General features: G+C 46.7%; 13 protein-coding genes. 10 read left to right on the top strand and 3 right to left on the bottom strand.

Translation table 11 applies throughout. The features are described from left to right. The first annotated feature begins 236 nt into the window (after window positions 1–236). Both ACXACM_RS12075 and ACXACM_RS12070 read left to right on the top strand, forming a co-directional pair. Window positions 237–2,660 (top strand): TonB-dependent siderophore receptor, encoded by a 2,424-nt coding sequence (locus ACXACM_RS12075; RefSeq protein WP_474821989.1) that lies wholly within the window; start codon window positions 237–239, stop codon window positions 2,658–2,660. Window positions 2,661–2,787: 127 nt separating this feature from the next. Further along, window positions 2,788–3,777, top strand: a complete 990-nt coding sequence (locus tag ACXACM_RS12070) for a purine nucleoside permease (RefSeq protein WP_474821987.1) — start codon at window positions 2,788–2,790, stop codon at window positions 3,775–3,777. Between the two features lie 59 nt (window positions 3,778–3,836). Here the strand turns inward: ACXACM_RS12070 and ACXACM_RS12065 are convergent, their stop codons facing one another. Beyond that, window positions 3,837–4,859, bottom strand: a complete 1,023-nt coding sequence (locus ACXACM_RS12065; protein WP_474821986.1) for an adenosine deaminase — start codon at window positions 4,857–4,859, stop codon at window positions 3,837–3,839. A gap of 456 nt (window positions 4,860–5,315) precedes the next feature. Between ACXACM_RS12065 and ACXACM_RS12060 the strand changes: the two genes are divergently transcribed. Next, window positions 5,316–6,647 (top strand): NCS2 family permease, encoded by a 1,332-nt coding sequence (locus tag ACXACM_RS12060; protein WP_474821985.1) that lies wholly within the window; start codon window positions 5,316–5,318, stop codon window positions 6,645–6,647. Window positions 6,648–6,717: 70 nt separating this feature from the next. On the opposite strand, the gene puuE is transcribed toward ACXACM_RS12060, so the two are convergent. Together puuE and ACXACM_RS12050 are read right to left on the bottom strand one after the other, a co-directional pair. Beyond that, window positions 6,718–7,647 carry an allantoinase PuuE gene (puuE, locus tag ACXACM_RS12055; protein ID WP_474821983.1) on the bottom strand — a complete coding sequence of 310 codons (930 nt, stop codon included), beginning with the start codon at window positions 7,645–7,647 and terminating at the stop codon, window positions 6,718–6,720. Then, the gene (locus ACXACM_RS12050; RefSeq protein WP_474821982.1) at window positions 7,644–8,297 is read right to left on the bottom strand and encodes a TetR family transcriptional regulator C-terminal domain-containing protein; all 654 of its coding nucleotides are present in this window, start codon (window positions 8,295–8,297) and stop codon (window positions 7,644–7,646) included. Before ACXACM_RS12050 ends, puuE begins: the two co-directional genes overlap by 4 nt. Before the next feature lie 384 nt (window positions 8,298–8,681). On the opposite strand from ACXACM_RS12050, the gene xdhA reads away from it, so the two are divergent. Genes xdhA through ACXACM_RS12015 form a run of 7 tightly spaced genes read left to right on the top strand, consistent with a single transcriptional unit; the run spans window position 8,682 to window position 16,627 of the window. Beyond that, the gene (gene xdhA, locus ACXACM_RS12045) at window positions 8,682–10,124 is read left to right on the top strand and encodes a xanthine dehydrogenase small subunit (RefSeq protein ID WP_474821981.1); all 1,443 of its coding nucleotides are present in this window, start codon (window positions 8,682–8,684) and stop codon (window positions 10,122–10,124) included. Next, window positions 10,117–12,468 (top strand): xanthine dehydrogenase molybdopterin binding subunit, encoded by a 2,352-nt coding sequence (gene xdhB, locus ACXACM_RS12040; protein ID WP_474821979.1) that lies wholly within the window; start codon window positions 10,117–10,119, stop codon window positions 12,466–12,468. Before xdhA ends, xdhB begins: the two co-directional genes overlap by 8 nt. Then, window positions 12,455–13,267: a xanthine dehydrogenase accessory protein XdhC gene (gene xdhC / locus ACXACM_RS12035; protein WP_474821978.1), complete on the top strand. Its 813-nt coding sequence runs from the start codon at window positions 12,455–12,457 to the stop codon at window positions 13,265–13,267. Before xdhB ends, xdhC begins: the two co-directional genes overlap by 14 nt. Beyond that, window positions 13,264–13,770 carry a 2-oxo-4-hydroxy-4-carboxy-5-ureidoimidazoline decarboxylase gene (uraD, locus tag ACXACM_RS12030; protein ID WP_474821977.1) on the top strand — a complete coding sequence of 169 codons (507 nt, stop codon included), beginning with the start codon at window positions 13,264–13,266 and terminating at the stop codon, window positions 13,768–13,770. Before xdhC ends, uraD begins: the two co-directional genes overlap by 4 nt. 8 nt (window positions 13,771–13,778) lie before the next feature. After that, complete coding sequence (uraH, locus tag ACXACM_RS12025; RefSeq protein WP_474821975.1) at window positions 13,779–14,102, top strand: hydroxyisourate hydrolase; 324 nt, start codon at window positions 13,779–13,781, stop codon at window positions 14,100–14,102. After that, window positions 14,102–15,400 (top strand): guanine deaminase, encoded by a 1,299-nt coding sequence (gene guaD / locus ACXACM_RS12020; RefSeq protein ID WP_474821974.1) that lies wholly within the window; start codon window positions 14,102–14,104, stop codon window positions 15,398–15,400. Before uraH ends, guaD begins: the two co-directional genes overlap by 1 nt. 3 nt (window positions 15,401–15,403) lie before the next feature. Continuing rightward, on the top strand, window positions 15,404–16,627 hold the full coding sequence (locus tag ACXACM_RS12015) for a urate hydroxylase PuuD (protein ID WP_474821972.1): 1,224 nt from the start codon (window positions 15,404–15,406) through the stop codon (window positions 16,625–16,627). Window positions 16,628–16,738 lie beyond the last annotated feature (111 nt).

The raw sequence follows: 16,738 nt of genomic DNA, 5'->3' as shown, positions 1-16,738 counted from the left end.
TTTATTGAGCAGACGCACCAGTTAAGTGCAAAACACCAGCTCACGTAACGCGAGCCGTAAAAAATTCGATTTTTATTAACAATTGAAATTACAGAAAAAAATATAAATATCAGATTCTTACAAAAAACAGACCCATTGACCAAGTGGACAACTATTTGGCATTGAATGTGCTATTCAAGCTTTAGGTCATTTCCTAAAGGCCCGTAGAGGCACAAGAATTAAATCAGAGGAACAACATGAAACACACTTTATTTGCGGTTTCCCCGCTGGCCAGAGCCATTGCATTTGGTCTCGTGTTATCGCCGGTTACGGCGTTTGCTCAAGAAACCAACGAGCCAAGTGACGAGGAATATGAAAAAATTGAGGTCACTGGTTCTTTGGGCAGTCTTCCAGGCCAGGATGTTGAAGCTGTATTTGGCTTTGGTAAGTCCATATTGGAAACCCCTCGTTCTGCTTCTACAATCAGTGATGAGCAAATGGCCCGGTTTAACGTGTCTGACATCGATGAATTGGTTGCATTTGCGCCGGGAACATTCACCCAGTCTTTCTTTGGTGTAGCTGGTTCACTCGATGTTCGTGGTACACCAGGTGAAACCTATTTCCGCGGAGTTAAGCGCTTAGATAACCCGGGGAACTACCCTACTCCAATTGGCGCATCTAGCCGCATCGATATTGTTCGGGGCCCTGCATCACCTATTTATGGTCCGGCAAAAATTGGCGGTTACCTAAACTTTAACCCCAAATCTGCACGGGCATCTTCAGGCCAGTATCTGGAAGAACCAACCGGCGCGATGAGCTACACTCACGGTAGCTGGGACAAGAGTATTGTTACCGCAGAAGTGGGTGGACCAGCCACACTTGGTGGCAAAGAAATGGGTTATTATGTCTATGGCGAAGTAGAAAATTCAGGCAGCTTTTATGAAAACTCAGCCACTGATCAATCTATTCTACAAGCCTCCTTCAATATGGACATCACTGATGATTTACGTATTGAATTTGGCGGTATGTATCACAAGTACGACGGTAATCAGGTAGCTGGTTGGAACCGCTTAACTCAGGAATTAGTAGACAACGGTACTTACATCACGGGTACTGCACAACCTCTGGATACTGACGGTGACGGCCTTATTTCACATGATGAATACGGCGCGGTTAACATTGCCGGAGAAAGCTTCTTTTATGTCCCTGCCTCTTCCTTTACTGATGCAGAAGCCACCCCGCTAATGGCATTGGAAAATGTTGGCACCACTACACTGGATGCGTCTCAGACCCTTGTTGCGCCAGATGATGTGCTTGAAAACGAAGCTAATACTTTATATTTCGATATTATTTATTACGCTGATAGCTGGGAAATCAAAAACCAGTTGTTCTACGATGCCTATGAAAATATCAACGAAAACGCTTACGGGTTTTCGCAATTCCATGATAGCTGGGTTATTGAAGATAAACTGGTATTTTCAACAGAAATTGAAACCAACTCATTTTTAGCACAATTTCAGGTTTCTCCATCATTGCGCTACACCGATTTCCTGCACGGAGACGATTTCACGTACGAATACTTCAACCGTCGTGACTTAACTATGCCATCGACTGCTCTGGATAAGCGTCAACTGGCAACCCGAATCGGTAGAAACTTCGATAACTATGATGAAGGTAATTACCTGGATCTCGGCATCGCTGCCATGACAGATCTCACCTGGGACTTCGGTTTGAACCTGGTGTTGGGTGTGCGTTATGACACCATTGATATTGAAAGTACCTCTCACGTAAATCTATTACTCGGTTCAGATGGTACCGAAGCGCCTGTCACCGAAGATGAAACCGTAGACGGCGTATCGTGGAATGCCAGTATCTCATACAAAACACCTTGGGGACTCATCCCATATATTACTGCGGCGGAACAAGCGACACTTGTTGCGGGACAAGGTGCTGAAATTACCGTTGACCAACTCAATAACGAAGATGGAAGCGGCGCATTTGATACCTCGGATTTATTCGAATACGGTATTAAAGGGTCTTTCTTAGATGATAGCTTGTATTTTGCTTTATCGGTTTACGAGCAGGAAAGAACGGATTACAACAGCCAGGCCATCGTAACAAACGCAACGACCAAAAACGAAGGTGTTGAGTTTGAATTGCGCTGGGTGGTAAACGAAAACTTAGTGCTTTCAGCAGGTTATACTAACCTGGAAGTAATCAACCTGACAGCGTTGGAGAATGGCAACCAGTTCGGTTTCTTAGGTATTGAAGATTTAGTCAATCTGGAAGATCCTTCCTTAATATTGGGTGGTAACGTAATCGGGCTTAACCTTGTTGGGGAAGGCACGAGTAACCCGGATGCACAAAAAGCCGGTATTCCAGAAAACATTTATACCTTAACCGCAACCTACGATTTCCAGAATGGATTTGCCGGTAGTGTTAGTGTTATCGATGCTGATTCTACGAAATCGGGTTTCTCCGGTTCTGTTGAATTACCAGCATATACGTTAATCAATGCTGGATTATCTTATCAAACCGAAGACTGGGACGTTAACTTCACGGTTAAAAACCTAACCGACGAGCGTTATTTCCGTGCTAACTTCCCGGATCTCTTTGGTAGTCAGATTGTTTTGCCTGAATTACCAAGGCACTTCAACGTGAAATTCGGTTATAAATTCTAAAGTTACTTGAAAGGTCAAAACGGCATGCCTTAGCATGCCGTTTTTATTTGGAGACGCTTAAGTGAAAGCACTTTTTACGTTCTGTTTGTTGTATGTAGGCATTTGTTGTTCCGCCAGCGCTGCCCCAATGAAGGTTAAAGCTGTTGTTGTAACCATGTTTGAAATTGGTGAAGACGAAGGAGATAAAGCCGGTGAATTTCAAATGTGGAAAACCCGGTATGGACTCACTAAACGCTATCCCTTGCCCCATGGCTTTCATGATATCTATGCCAACGAAGAAAAAGGCGTACTGGCCATCGTCACGGGTATGGGTACCGCCCGGGCTTCAGCCGCCATTATGTCGCTGGGCTTGGACAAACGCTTCGACTTAACTCAAGCTTATTGGTTGGTAGCGGGCATTGCCGGTATGGATCCCCAAGACGGTACAATTGGCTCAGCCGTGTGGACGCGTCACTTAGTCGACGGTGATCTCGCCCATGAAATAGATGCCAGAGAGATCCCCGCTAACTGGCCGACCGGTTATTTCCCACTGTTTTCCCATGAGCCCTACCCTGCAAAAAACGGTACGCAAAAAGCACATAATGGCGAAATGTATCAGTTAAATATCTCCCTTGCACAATGGGCGTACGACTTGACCAAGGATGTGGCACTGATGGAAACAGACGCCATGGCGGAACTACGAGCTCGCTATAAGCTGTATCCTAACGCACAAACTCAGGCGAAAGTTATGATTGGCGACCACCTCGCTGCTGCTACCTTTTGGCATGGAAAAAAAATGAATGACTGGGCCAATGGCTGGGTTAAATTCTGGGTTGGCGATGAAGGTAACTTTATCACCTCAGGCATGGAAGACACTGGCAGCTATCAGGCAATGCAATATTTGCATAATGCTGGCTTGGTAGACAAGAATCGTTTTATGGTACTTAGAACCGCTAGTAACTTTACAATGCAACCTACCGGACTCTCCGCCGCTGAAAACTTAAAAATGGAAAGTTCTGGTGCAGGCTATGCCGGAATGGTGCCATCCCTTGAGGCCGCATATAAAGTGGGTAGTACGGTTATCAACGAGCTGGTTGATAACTGGAACAAATACAAAGAGCAAACCCCAGGCATATAGTCGTTCTTGCCTTGTACGCCCGCTCCGATATTCTTCCTTACCGGCGGGCGTTCTTTCTGTCAATCTGGCGAAGCGATTTGCGCGAGAATTTCATCAACGTTGTTACACCACCTGGCCTTTTCATCATCAGATAAGAAACTGGCTTCAAAACTATTTTTTACCAGTTGGGCACATTGCCCATGAGATAATTCCAAGGCATCGTGAAGAGCGATAAAGTTATCATTTAAGAAGCCACCAAAGTAGGTTGGATCATCAGAATTTACGGTGACCATCAACCCTGCATCCAGTAACGAAAGGATGTTGTGATCAGCCATATCGTCTATAACACATAACTTTAGATTACTTAAGGGGCATACGGTGAGGGGAATTTTACGGTGTTTTATTAAAGACATGAGTTCCTCATCTTCCTGACACCGCACACCATGGTCGATGCGATCCACATTTAGCAGGTTTATTGCCTGCCAAATGTAGTCCGGAGGACCTTCTTCTCCCGCGTGAGCGACGAGCTTAAACCCTGCCTCTCTTGCCAGACTAAATGCCCGCTCAAACTTCTCCGGAGGATGATCTAATTCTGAGCTGTCTAACCCTATAGCGTGAATATTGTCATACCAGGGTTCTGCATGTCTTAACGTTTCGATAGCATCGGCTTCAGTTAGATGGCGTAAAAAGGACATAATGAGTTTGACACTCATACCCCGCCCTTCTTGTGCTTCTCTTATGGCACGCAAGAAGCCGGGCATAAAGACATTAAAGCCCACACCTCGTTGCGTATGGGTTTGAGGGTCAAACATGATTTCTGTATGAACGATATTATCTTTCTCACAGGCATCGAGGTAATCTTTCATCAGACGATAAAAATCATTTTCGTCACGTAATACGCCAGCACCTGCGTAATAAAGGTCGAGAAAGCTCTGCAAGTCTGAAAACTGGTATGCCTTTTCTATTTCTTCTACAGAGTTGTACGACATGGAAATATTGTGTTTTTGCGCCAACTCCCACATGAGCGCTGGCGACAAACTACCTTCAATATGTAAATGTAATTCAGCCTTAGGAAGTGCCTTTATTAACGTTATTATCGACATGATTTTTTCCTTAGTAACGTACTCACTGCGACAAGGCTAAACTAGCCTCTACACACTGAAATTGCATTTTACCAGTGTAGCAAAACTCTATATGTTAAAGGGGAAGTGCCCCGATAGTACGGATACCACTCACTGGACTAAGCTTGCTGTGCATTTACAAGCGCGCCAGATACGGACAATGTACCATTTTGGTGCAAAATAGCACTCCCCACCCATTCTCTTACGTTTTTTTCCATGCAAGTTTGATATACTTTTAGCTCGCAAGTTCATGTATTTAAAATAGCTTTTCTTTTGTCGTTTTAAAAAAACCTAATTAAATCAAAATGAACGACAACTAACGCCTTTCATGAACCTGATATATAAGCATAAATCACACCATTCCTGACTAAATGGTCAGGATATTGCTAGCACGTGTGTAGTATTAATCAAATCACTATAACAATCCAGAGAGAACCCATGTCACACGCTTTATTGGATCGCTTGTTCAAACTACAAGCCAATGGAACATCCCTCAAGAAAGAAGTCATCGCCGGAATGACCACGTTTGCAGCAATGTCGTACATTCTTGTGGTTAACCCAGGGATCCTCGGATTATCAGGTATGCCGGTTGCCGGGTTAATTACAGTTACCGCACTGGCCGCCTGTTTGGGCAGTATATTAATGGCTCTGATGACAAATTACCCTGTTGCTCTTGCCCCTGGCATGGGTCTCAACGCCTTTTTCACCTTTACTATTTGCCTGAACAGAGAAGTCCCCTGGGAAGCCGCGCTGGGGATCGTGTTTTGGAATGGTGTGTTGTTTTTGTTACTTACGCTTACTGGTGTGCGCACGAAAATAGCAGAGGCTGTGCCACCGTCGTTAAAAGTTGGGGTACAATGTGGCATTGGCCTTTTCATTGCGTTTATCGGCCTGAAGAACGCTGGTTTGGTAGTCGACAACCCCGCAACCTTTGTCAGCCTCGGCGATCTTTCTGACCCCGCTGTGATGTTGGCACTTGCGGGCATTTTGCTGACTATTGTTGTGGTGATGCGAAATATCACAGGCGGCATTTTACTGTCTATTATTCTACTGTCTGTCGTAGGTGCATTTATTCCTACGGAAAATGGTTATCTCACTCAACATCCCGATGCCATCGTTGGCTTACCTGACCCAATTAGCGACACTTTTTTTGCTATGGACATCTGGTACCCCATCGAACACTTCTCTGAAACATGGGATCTCATCTTCGCCCTGATGTTCGTCAATATGTTCGATACCATTGGTACCCTCATCGGCGTGTCACGCAAAGCAAACCTGCTGAATAAAGAAGGCAAGCTTCCCAAGATTGGCAGTGCAATGACAGCAGACGCATCAGCTAGCGTGGTTGGAGCCGCACTTGGTACGTCTCCGGTAACCAGCTATGTTGAATCTGCCGCAGGGGTATCTGCTGGCGGACGTACCGGCCTTACCGCCATGGTTACTGCCTTGTGTTTTGTACTTGCGCTATTCCTTACACCGCTAATGAAAGTAATCCCATTAATGGCAACCACGCCAGCATTGCTGATGGTAGGTATTTTAATGATGGACTCCATCAGACAACTCGACTTTGATGATTTGGGGGCCTTGGCTACCGCTTCCGTGGCTTTGCTGGCCATGCCGCTAACGTTCAGTATCTCTGAAGGTATTGCATTGGGCTTTATTACTTATGTGGTCACAATGGCGGGGAGCGGTCGCTATAAACAGGTAAGTAAAATAACCTATGCGCTGGCCCTGGTTTTTCTTCTGCGTTATATCTTCGATTTGAAATAATTGCATCTACAAACCGCTGACAGGGTTGCCTCTGCCAGCGGTTTCATTCGCTTTATATTAGTGCAAACGATTAAACAGCTGCATGAGGTTGATAGGGAAAATTTGCCTGCCAATGTTTAGCGATATCTTCCCTCGTTGCCAGCCATACTTTGTCATGACTTTGTACATACTCTATAAACCGCTTTAACGCAGCCATTCTTGCAGGACGTCCCACTAATCGACAATGCAAACCTACAGAAAGCATTTTAGGCTGTGTCGAGCCTTCTTCATAAAGCACATCAAACGCATCTTTTAGGTAGCTAAAGAACTGATCGCCACTATTGAAGCCCTGTGGTGTAGCAAAGCGCATATCATTTGTATCAAGGGTATATGGCACCATCAGCAAAGGTGCGCCATTATGGATATCGTAATAAGGCAGATCATCAGCGTAGGAATCAGCGCAATATAAAATATCATCTCGCTCGGCAATCAATTTCAGTGTATTCGGACTCGTGCGCCCGGTGTACCAGCCCGCAGGCTTTGTTCCGGTGAGTTTTTCGTGTAACTGAATTGCCTCATCTATTTGATGGCGCTCAGTATCGATATCCATATCCTGATAATGAATCCACCGCATGGCGTGGCTGGCAATTTCCCACTGCGCATCCAGCATTGCCTGCACCGCTTCGGGATGGCGCTCCAGTGCCATTGTAACGCCAAACACTGTAACCGGGATTTGCTTACCGGTTAACAGGCGATACAGTCGCCAAAAACCGGCACGGCTACCGTATTCGTAAATAGATTCCATACTTAAATGGCGGTCAGGATATGCTTGTGCGCCGACAATTTCAGACAGAAACATTTCTGAATGGCTATCGCCATGTAAAACGCAATTCTCCCCTCCCTCTTCATAATTTAATACAAACTGCACCGCAATTTTTGCATTACCGGGCCACTTGGGGTGCGGCGGATGTGCACCGTAGCCTTTGAGATCTCTGGGGTAAACGCCTGTTGATTGGCTCATTTTGAACTGATCCTATATTTTTCCGGCACCGACAATCCACAGCCATTAAGGATCAGCGTCACCAAATGACGCGTCGCCTCTGCAAAATCCGTCTTTTTCATTTTTGCTCCGCGAAGGCGGGTAATCTGTGTTGAAAAGTCGGCGTAGTGTTGAGTACTCGCCCAAATATTGTAAAGCAGATAATGTGGATCTACAGCTATCATCCTGCCATTATCAATCCAGCCCTGTATTATCGTAATTCGCCCTTGCATCCACTCACTGTGCTCGTCGTTAAAGTAATGATTTAAGTTCGGCGCGCCGTTAATGATTTCCATTGCAAAGATTTTCGATGAAAGCGGATGCGTGCGTGACAGTTCCATTTTTTCAGCGATGTAGTGGGATAATACCTCGGCAGGGTCGTCATTTACCGTTGCCAGATCAAACGTTGAATTCCATAAACCCAGGGTTTGTTTTAGTACGGCAAGATATAGATCCTGCTTGGTTTTAAAATAATACAATACATTGGTCTTTGGTAAACCTGCCAAATCGGCGACTTGTTGAACCGACGTTCCTTTAAACCCATGAGATGCGAAGGCCTTCTCTGCCGCTGCCAAAATTATGGTGCGGTTACGGGTCCCGACACTGGCGTCCAATTTAGATGTCTGAGCCATAACGACTTCATATTCCTTTTTTATCTGAGTCAAACCTGACTATTCAGTCATAGTGCCATAGTTACGTAAAAGTCGAAAAAATAATTCTTTTTTTAAATTTATTCCCGCCTAATCCACTTCGCACAAATCTTGCAGCGCTATTGTAGCGTTTACTTCTAAAGGGTTAATTAAACGTCTTGGCAGGCTGTCAGCCCATTTTTTATGCAACGATAACAAGGCACATCCCCAAAAAGAAGCAACGAACCAAAAAAACGCACCAATTTAAGGCAGTCCTGGTGAGGGCTTTTTTTTATTCTTAAAAACTGACCATATGGTCTACTTTTTTATGCAAAATCCATTTATAGTAATGTATATCAGTAATTCAACAAATAACCGGAGCTCGGCATGGTCCGTTTTCTAATGAACAACGAGCCTGTCGAAATACAGGTTCACGACCCAAACATGACGGTGCTCGCTTTTCTACGTGAGCAAATGAAAAAAACCGGTACCAAAGAGGGCTGTGCAGCCGGTGATTGTGGCGCTTGTACTGTAGTTGTAGCTTCCTTGTGTAACGATAACCAGGATATCAGCTATCGCACCATCAACAGTTGTATAGCGTTGATGTCCGCATTAGACGGGAAACAACTTATTACTGTCGAAGATTTAGCCCGAGATAACGAATTACATCCGGTGCAGTCGGCGATGGTTAAACACCATGCCTCTCAATGCGGGTTTTGTACACCTGGTTTCGTTATGTCAGCGTTTTCTCTGTATCACAACGCTGCAAACCCTGGTCGGGAGGATGTTGTCGATGCATTATCTGGTAATTTGTGCAGATGTACGGGTTACCGCCCCATAATCGACGCGACACTGGAAGCGTGTGAGCAGCCTACGGCCGATCATTTTGATGACAACAAAGCCAAAACCCTGCGCGCCCTGATCGCCCTCAATGAAAAGCAAGACAGCTCTGATGAGCCACGCCTTCATATGCCAGCAAACCGCGAGGCATTACGAGTGATTAAACATCAGTACCCCGACGCGCCCCTGGTTGCAGGAAGTACTGATCTCGCCCTTGAAATTACTCAGCAGCATCGCCGTTTCTCACGCCTGATTAGTGTGGCAAAAGTAGCCGAGCTCAAGCGGGTAGAACGCACATCTTCAGTGTTAACCTTAGGTGCGGCATTACCGCTTACACAAGCCATCGCTGAAATTGTTTGCGACTATCCAACCCTCAAAGAGTTATTTACCCGGTTTGCTTCATTGCCCGTGCGCAATCAGGCAACACTTGGTGGGAATGTGGCAAATGCATCACCTATTGGTGACTCGCCCCCCTTGCTACTAGCCCTTGATGCATCACTGAAATTAGATGGCGGTGACACATCAAGACACGTTCGTGTTCGGGATTTTTTCACCGGTTATCGAACAACCTTACTTAAGGAAACCGAATGGATCGATGCCATCGAACTCCCCCTGCCGACATCAAACCAACAAATCGCAGCCTATAAGGTGTCTAAGCGAATAGAAGACGACATATCGGCGGTTTGCGCGGTATTCAATATCACTGTAGAAAACAATGTGGTAACGGAATTAAAAACAGGGTTTGGAGGAGTAGCCGCAACGCCAGCAGTCTGTGCGGAATTGGAGTCATCCATTACTGGTAAACACTGGAATGATAAGGCGACACTGGAGGCAGGCAAAACCGTGCTTGAAAGAGCCTTCTCCCCCATCGATGACGTGAGGGCATCTGCCAGCTATCGCAAGCAGATTGTGGTTAACTTGTGGCATCGTTTTTGGCTGGAACACCAGAGTGAAGGAAAAATAGAAACCCGGGTGGTGAATCATGCGTAAACTTACACAACCGCCAGTGTCAGAAGCCTCAAACAGCAGGCTCGGAAAAGCAAAACCCCACGAGAGTGCAGCGCGACAAGTGAGTGGTGAAGCTCGCTATGTTGACGATATTCGCGAGCCCATTGGTACCGCTTACGTTGGCATTGGTACCAGCCAGTGTGCTTCAGGTACAATTAAAAAAATTGACCTCACGGCCGTTAAAGCATGCCCTGGCGTAATTGATGTTATCACCGTTGACGATGTCCCCGGTCACACCGATATTGCGCCAGTGTTTGATGGAGACCCGGTTCTTGCAGAAAAGCGCGTACTTTTTTACGGACAGCCGGTTTTTGCTGTATTAGCCACCAGTACTGACGCAGCTAGAAGCGCAGCGCTAGCAGGGGTAGTTGAAATAGAAGAAACGCCTGCGGTGCTGAGTGTGGAAGCGGCATTGGCCGAGCAATCTTTTGTACGCCCTACGCATGTTTTCGGGTCCCCAGAGGCAAAATCGGCAATAGCGGAATCCCCCCATTCGTTACAAGGTGCTTTGTCTGTCGGTGGACAAGAACACATGTACTTAGAAGGTCAGGTTTCTCTTGCGGTACCGGAAGAAGACGGCCGGATGACGATTTACACATCCAGCCAGCACCCCAGTGAAGTACAAAAGCTCGTTGCTGAAGTACTCGGTGAACGTTTACACAAAGTCACTGTTGATATGCGTAGAATGGGCGGTGGTTTTGGTGGTAAAGAAAGCCAGGCAGCACAATGGGCGTGTATCGCAGCGATTTTTGCTAAGCGCAATCAGTGTGCCGTTAAGTGTCGACTACCTCGCAGTCAGGATATGACCGTAACCGGTAAACGCCATCCTTTTGAAAACCATTGGCAGGTAGGTTTTGACGATCAGGGCAAGATTTCCGCTGCAGACATCGTGGTGAATGGCAACTGTGGTTATAGCGCTGACCTTTCTGACGCTATTGTTGACAGGGCCATGTTTCACGCTGACAACGGTTACTCTTTGGGTGTAGCCCGTGTTACCGGGCACCGCTTAAAAACTTCTTATGTGTCACATACCGCATATCGCGGCTTTGGCGGTCCTCAGGGTATGATTGTAGCTGAGGCTATCATCGATGGTATCGCCAGAAAGTTAGGTGAAGACCCGTTGACCATACGCAAGCGTAATTTGTATGACAAAGCGACAGGGAACATCACGCCTTATGGCATGGATATCGGTGAAAACTTACTTGGGGATATGATAGCGCGTCTTGAAGAGTCCAGTCAGTACTGGGAAAAACGCCGTGCCATTTCAGCATTTAACCAAAATAGTCCGGTAATCAAGAAAGGGCTGGCTATGACGCCGGTCAAATTTGGCATTTCGTTTACTGCTAAGCATTTGAATCAAGCCGGCGCGCTTGTTCACATATACACAGATGGCAGCATTCAGGTAAACCATGGTGGCACAGAAATGGGACAAGGTTTACACACCAAAATAGCCCAGATTGCCGCCCACGAATTTGGCGTAGATACAGACAGTATTGAGGTAACGTCCACCCGCACAGATAAGGTGCCGAACACTTCGCCTACGGCCGCATCATCGGGAACTGATCTCAACGGTAAAGCGGTACAAAATGCGTGTATAACCCTCAAAGAAAGACTCATTGAGTTTTGGGCTAATTCTCTGGGCATCAAGGCTGATTCAGTACAATTCATTAATAACCAGGTGCATATTGGTGAGCACAGTATCGACTTCCCGGAATTGGTTCAAGCTGCCTACATGGGCCGTATTTCCTTGTCGAGCACAGGGTATTACCGTACACCAAAGATCTTTTATGATCGGGAAACAGGCAGTGGCCGGCCTTTTTTCTACTTTGCGTACGGCGTAGCAGCCAGTGAAGTCAGTATCGACACCCTTACTGGTGAATACAAAGTAGAGCAAGTAGACATTCTTCATGACGTGGGCGCCAGTCTGAATCCAGCGATAGATATCGGACAGATAGAAGGCGGCTTTATTCAAGGTATGGGCTGGCTCACTTCCGAAGAGCTCAAATGGGACGACAGTGGCAGACTGTTATCCGCGAATATGGCAACCTACAAAATTCCGGCTATTGGCGATACACCAAACGTTATGAACGTAAACCTGTATGCCCGACCTAATGACGAAGACAGTATTTATCATTCCAAAGCTGTTGGAGAGCCTCCATTTATGCTGGCGATCTCTGTTTGGTCGGCATTAAAAGACGCCATTGCCAGTCTTGCTGATTATCGCATCGATCCCGAATTATCAACGCCGGCTACACCAGAGAGAGTGCTGGCCGCCGTCAATGAGGTTCGCAAACACTCAGAAGGATCACCCCATGATTGCGCCTAGAACCTGGTACGGAGGCTTGAGTTTTTGCCACCAGCACGGACGGGCCTACGTGTTGATAACGGTACTGTCTTCAGCCGGCTCTACACCGCGGGAGCTAGGCGCAAAGATGGTGGTCACTGATGACAGCCAATACGATACTATCGGAGGTGGTCATCTGGAATTTGATGCTGTCACTAAAGCCCGGCAGTTCTTGCTTGGCGGCAAAGATACGCAGCACGTAGAGTCTTACCCGCTCTCAAGCAAACTTGGACAGTGCTGTGGTGGCGCGGTAAAAGTGTTGTTTGAAGTGAAAGCCACCCACAGCCAGACCCTCGCTGTGTTCGGCGCGGGTCATGTAGCCCAGGCACTGGTGCCCATTCTGGCGCAGCTGCCGTTAAATCTGTTGTGGATAGATAGTCGGTCGGAAGTTTTTGACAACCTGGACGTCCCGGCGCATGTGAATACCGTGTGTGACCCTCAACCAGAGGGAGAATTGCGTTTACTGCCTGCAGATAGCTGGGTACTGATTTTAACCCACGATCATCAACTTGACTTCAGACTAGCTGAAACTGCACTCAAGCTGGCTCAATTTCCGTATGTGGGAATGATAGGCTCTGAAACAAAGGCCAAGCGATTCAAAACCCGATTAGCCCATCGACAACTGAATGATGCTGCCATGGCAGCCTTTGTTTCACCGGTGGGAGAGTTATCGGTGACAGGGAAACGTCCTGTCGAGGTAGCCGTTTCTATTAGCGCCCAGATTATCAACATGCTAAATACAACACCGTTAAAAGCCAGGGCCGAGGTAATCACTCAATGACATTAGAAGAATTAAATGCTTTATCAGAAGAAGCCAGTAAAGCCTTTTTCACGCAAACCTGTGCAGCGCAACACTGGGTAACACTAATGGATCAGGCTCGCCCGTTTACCACAAAAGACGAGGTTTTTGAGGCAGCCCATACGAGTTGGCAAGCGATGAGCAACGATGACTTTTTTGAAGCATTCTCCGCTCACCCTATGATTGGCGATATCAACACCCTTAGAAGTAAATACGCCAATACCAAAGCAATCGCTGCCGGAGAGCAAGCTGGCACTGCAGTGGCAGATGACAGCATATTGCTCGCGCTTAAAAGTGCCAATGAAGCTTATCTGAAAAAACACGGCTTCATCTTTATCATATGCGCCACCGGTTTGTCTGCTGATACTATGTTAGCAGCACTCAACAAGCGGCTTGATAACAGCACAAAAGCGGAAATTCAAAACGCGGCATCAGAACAAATTAAAATAACCTGTCTTCGCCTTGATAAGGCACTGGTAATATGAGGACCTCAATGATTTCACTTTCAAGCCATGTGCTGGATACCACATCCGGTAAACCAGCGGCTAACCTTCCCCTTACACTGACAACGCCTGATGGCAGTCAATATCAGGGCATTACTGATGATGATGGTCGCTGTAAATCCTGGCAGGACGCCACGCTAACGGCCGGTACTTATCAACTTCGTTTCCACTGTCATGAATACCTGACTACACGGCACGGAGAAAGTTTTTATCCCTACGTGGATATTGCATTTGTTATACAAGAAAACGGCGGTCACTATCACGTTCCACTGCTAATTTCCCCATTTGGTTTTAGTAGTTACCGGGGTAGTTAGTGAAACAACAACTTATTCGCGCCAAGCTGCTTCACTTCCCTAAAGCGTCATATCAACCAGACAAGGATCTCGTTTGGTATCGCGATGGGGGTATGGTGGTATGTAACGATAAAATTGTGGCTATCGGCGAGTTTGCTGCTATTCGCAGTGATTACCCGGATGCCCGGTTGCTCGATTACTCACAATATTGGGTACTACCAGGGCTCATTGATAGTCATCTGCATTTTCCTCAAACAGAAATGCTTGCCTGCTATGGGGAACAATTACTTGCCTGGTTGGAGCAATATACCTTTCCTACAGAAAGACGTTTCGCAGACAAATCATACGCTGAAGCCATGGCAGGCGTATTTCTGCGTCAACTATTTAAAAACGGTACCACTACAGGGTTAGTGTACCCCACCGTTCACAGCACATCAGTAGACGCCCTTTTTACCGCTGCAACCGACATCAATATGGCGATGATTACAGGCAAGGTATGTATGGATACCAATAGCCCCGACGGTCTCAGTGATACGCCCCTGACAGCAGCAGAAGAAAGCGAACGGCTGATCCAAAAATGGCATAACAAAGAGCGAAACCTCTATGCTCTAACACCGCGCTTTGCACCTACCAGTAGTCGCGAACAACTTGCAGCTCTTGGTGAGCTGGCATCACAATATAAAGATGTATTTATTCAAACTCACTTGTCGGAAAACAAGAAAGAAATAGCCTGGGTGAACAGCCTGTTTCCCGAGCGCCAAGGCTACCTGGACGTTTACGATCATTACGGTCTGGTGCGCTCCCGATCAGTATTTGGGCATTGCGTGCACCTCACTGATAACGAGTGGAAGCGCATGGCAGAGGCACAGGCCACCATTGCATTCTGTCCTACATCTAATCTGTTTCTTGGAAGTGGTTTATTTCCTATTCACCAGGCTCGGAAATATAAAGTGCCGGTAACCCTGGCTACAGACGTGGGCGCAGGGACCACTTTCAATATGTTTCGAACTTATGGTGAAGGGTACAAGGTATGCCAACTTCAACAGCAATCCTTATCACCTGTAGAGGGGTTGTACCTGATGACACAAGGGGCGGCCTGTGCTCACGGGCTCAGTCATTCCATTGGCAATTTGAACCCTGGCACTCACGCTGATTTTATCGTGGTTGAACCACGATTCTGCGAATTAACAGAACACCGCCTTAAATCTCAGGAATCACCACAAGACGTGCTATTTGCCCTGTCTATGTTGGGTGACGACAGGGCCATTGTAGAAACCTGGGTGGCAGGTACACCACAATATAAAAGATTGGAGAAGTAACAGATGCAGGGTTTAGACTGGCTTTCACTATTTGTAAGATGGTTCCATGTCATTGCTGGCGTGGCCTGGATTGGTGCCTCGTTCTATTTTATCTGGTTAGATAACAGTTTGCGTACGCCGCCGGAGTGGAAACAAAAAAAGGGCATAAAAGGTGATTTGTGGGCTATCCACGGTGGTGGTTTTTACGAAGTCGCCAAGTATGCCTATGGCCCTGAAACCATGCCCTCCACATTGCATTGGTTCAAATGGGAAGCGTATAGTACCTGGTTAAGTGGTTTTGCCCTCCTAGTCATTGTGTATTACTTTGGTGCTTCTGCATATTTAATCGACCCAACAGTGAATGCCATTTCGCCTCAGACTGCCGTTTTATCTGGCTTGGGGATAATATTCGGTGGACTGGCATTATATGAATTGGCATGCCGCAGTCCATTGAGCAAGTCGCCCCGTTTATTCGCTGTGTTCTTGGTGGCACTTATTTGTTTTGTGAGCTGGCTAAGTGCTCAACTGTTTAGCGGACGAGGGGCTTACATTCACGTTGGCGCACTCGTGGGCACAATTATGGTGGCTAACGTATTTTTAAATATTATGCCGAACCAGCGTAAAATGGTTGCCGCTGTAGCTGCTAAAGAGAGTATTGACCCTTCCTGGGGCGCCAGCGCAAAACTGCGTTCAGTGCACAATAATTATCTGACACTGCCCATCTTGTTTATCATGATCAGTAACCACTACCCCATGACCTATCAACACCCTCAAAACTGGCTGGTGCTGATTGCGATCATGGCCTTGTCAGCTTGGATAAGACACTACTTCAATCTAAAACACCAAGGCGTGAAGAAACCTGTCATTCTCGTTTCAGGCGCTATAGGTATGTTGCTCTTGGCCATTTGGGTGTCAATGCCGGCTAGTACAGGAACACCTGTTTCAGAACAGCCTGGCGCACAAGCGCCCGTGGCGGAAGCTACCCCATCAGCAATTACGACAGACCAACAGGTTCATCAACTCGTTAACACCCATTGCACAGGTTGTCACGCCACAGTACCAACGGATGACATCTTTAAAGTTGCGCCGTTGGGCGTAAAATTTGATTCCTGGCAGGATATTGAGCGCTATTCAGGACAAATATACCGTCGTACAGCCGTAAGTAAAGATATGCCGTTTATGAATAAAACCGGCATGACAGACGCAGAACGAGAGCAAATTGCCAACTGGTATTTGAACAGAAACTAAGTAAACTGGCGTCGCCGCTTTTTCTAGTGGCGATGCTATGTGCGAGCCTTACCCTTGATTCATTGTCACAGCAAAGTAAGAACTCAATTCTGTGGGCCGACAAAGACCAAA

The organism is Alteromonas sp. AWQ4_252 (assembly GCF_056158205.1).
Note: the sequence above shows the minus strand (reverse complement) of the source record. Positions and strands in the feature narration are given on the sequence as shown.

Bases quoted from the DNA above. Each gene is read 5' to 3' on its own strand.
- ACXACM_RS12075 (WP_474821989.1), top strand. From the start codon at position 237: ATGAAACACACTTTATTTGCGGTTTCCCCGCTGGCCAGAGCCATTGCA.
- ACXACM_RS12070 (WP_474821987.1), top strand. From the start codon at position 2,788: ATGAAGGTTAAAGCTGTTGTTGTAACCATGTTTGAAATTGGTGAAGAC.
- ACXACM_RS12065 (WP_474821986.1), bottom strand. From the start codon at position 4,859: ATGTCGATAATAACGTTAATAAAGGCACTTCCTAAGGCTGAATTACAT.
- ACXACM_RS12060 (WP_474821985.1), top strand. From the start codon at position 5,316: ATGTCACACGCTTTATTGGATCGCTTGTTCAAACTACAAGCCAATGGA.
- puuE (WP_474821983.1), bottom strand. From the start codon at position 7,647: ATGAGCCAATCAACAGGCGTTTACCCCAGAGATCTCAAAGGCTACGGT.
- ACXACM_RS12050 (WP_474821982.1), bottom strand. From the start codon at position 8,297: ATGGCTCAGACATCTAAATTGGACGCCAGTGTCGGGACCCGTAACCGC.
- xdhA (WP_474821981.1), top strand. From the start codon at position 8,682: ATGGTCCGTTTTCTAATGAACAACGAGCCTGTCGAAATACAGGTTCAC.
- xdhB (WP_474821979.1), top strand. From the start codon at position 10,117: ATGCGTAAACTTACACAACCGCCAGTGTCAGAAGCCTCAAACAGCAGG.
- xdhC (WP_474821978.1), top strand. From the start codon at position 12,455: ATGATTGCGCCTAGAACCTGGTACGGAGGCTTGAGTTTTTGCCACCAG.
- uraD (WP_474821977.1), top strand. From the start codon at position 13,264: ATGACATTAGAAGAATTAAATGCTTTATCAGAAGAAGCCAGTAAAGCC.
- uraH (WP_474821975.1), top strand. From the start codon at position 13,779: ATGATTTCACTTTCAAGCCATGTGCTGGATACCACATCCGGTAAACCA.
- ACXACM_RS12015 (WP_474821972.1), top strand. From the start codon at position 15,404: ATGCAGGGTTTAGACTGGCTTTCACTATTTGTAAGATGGTTCCATGTC.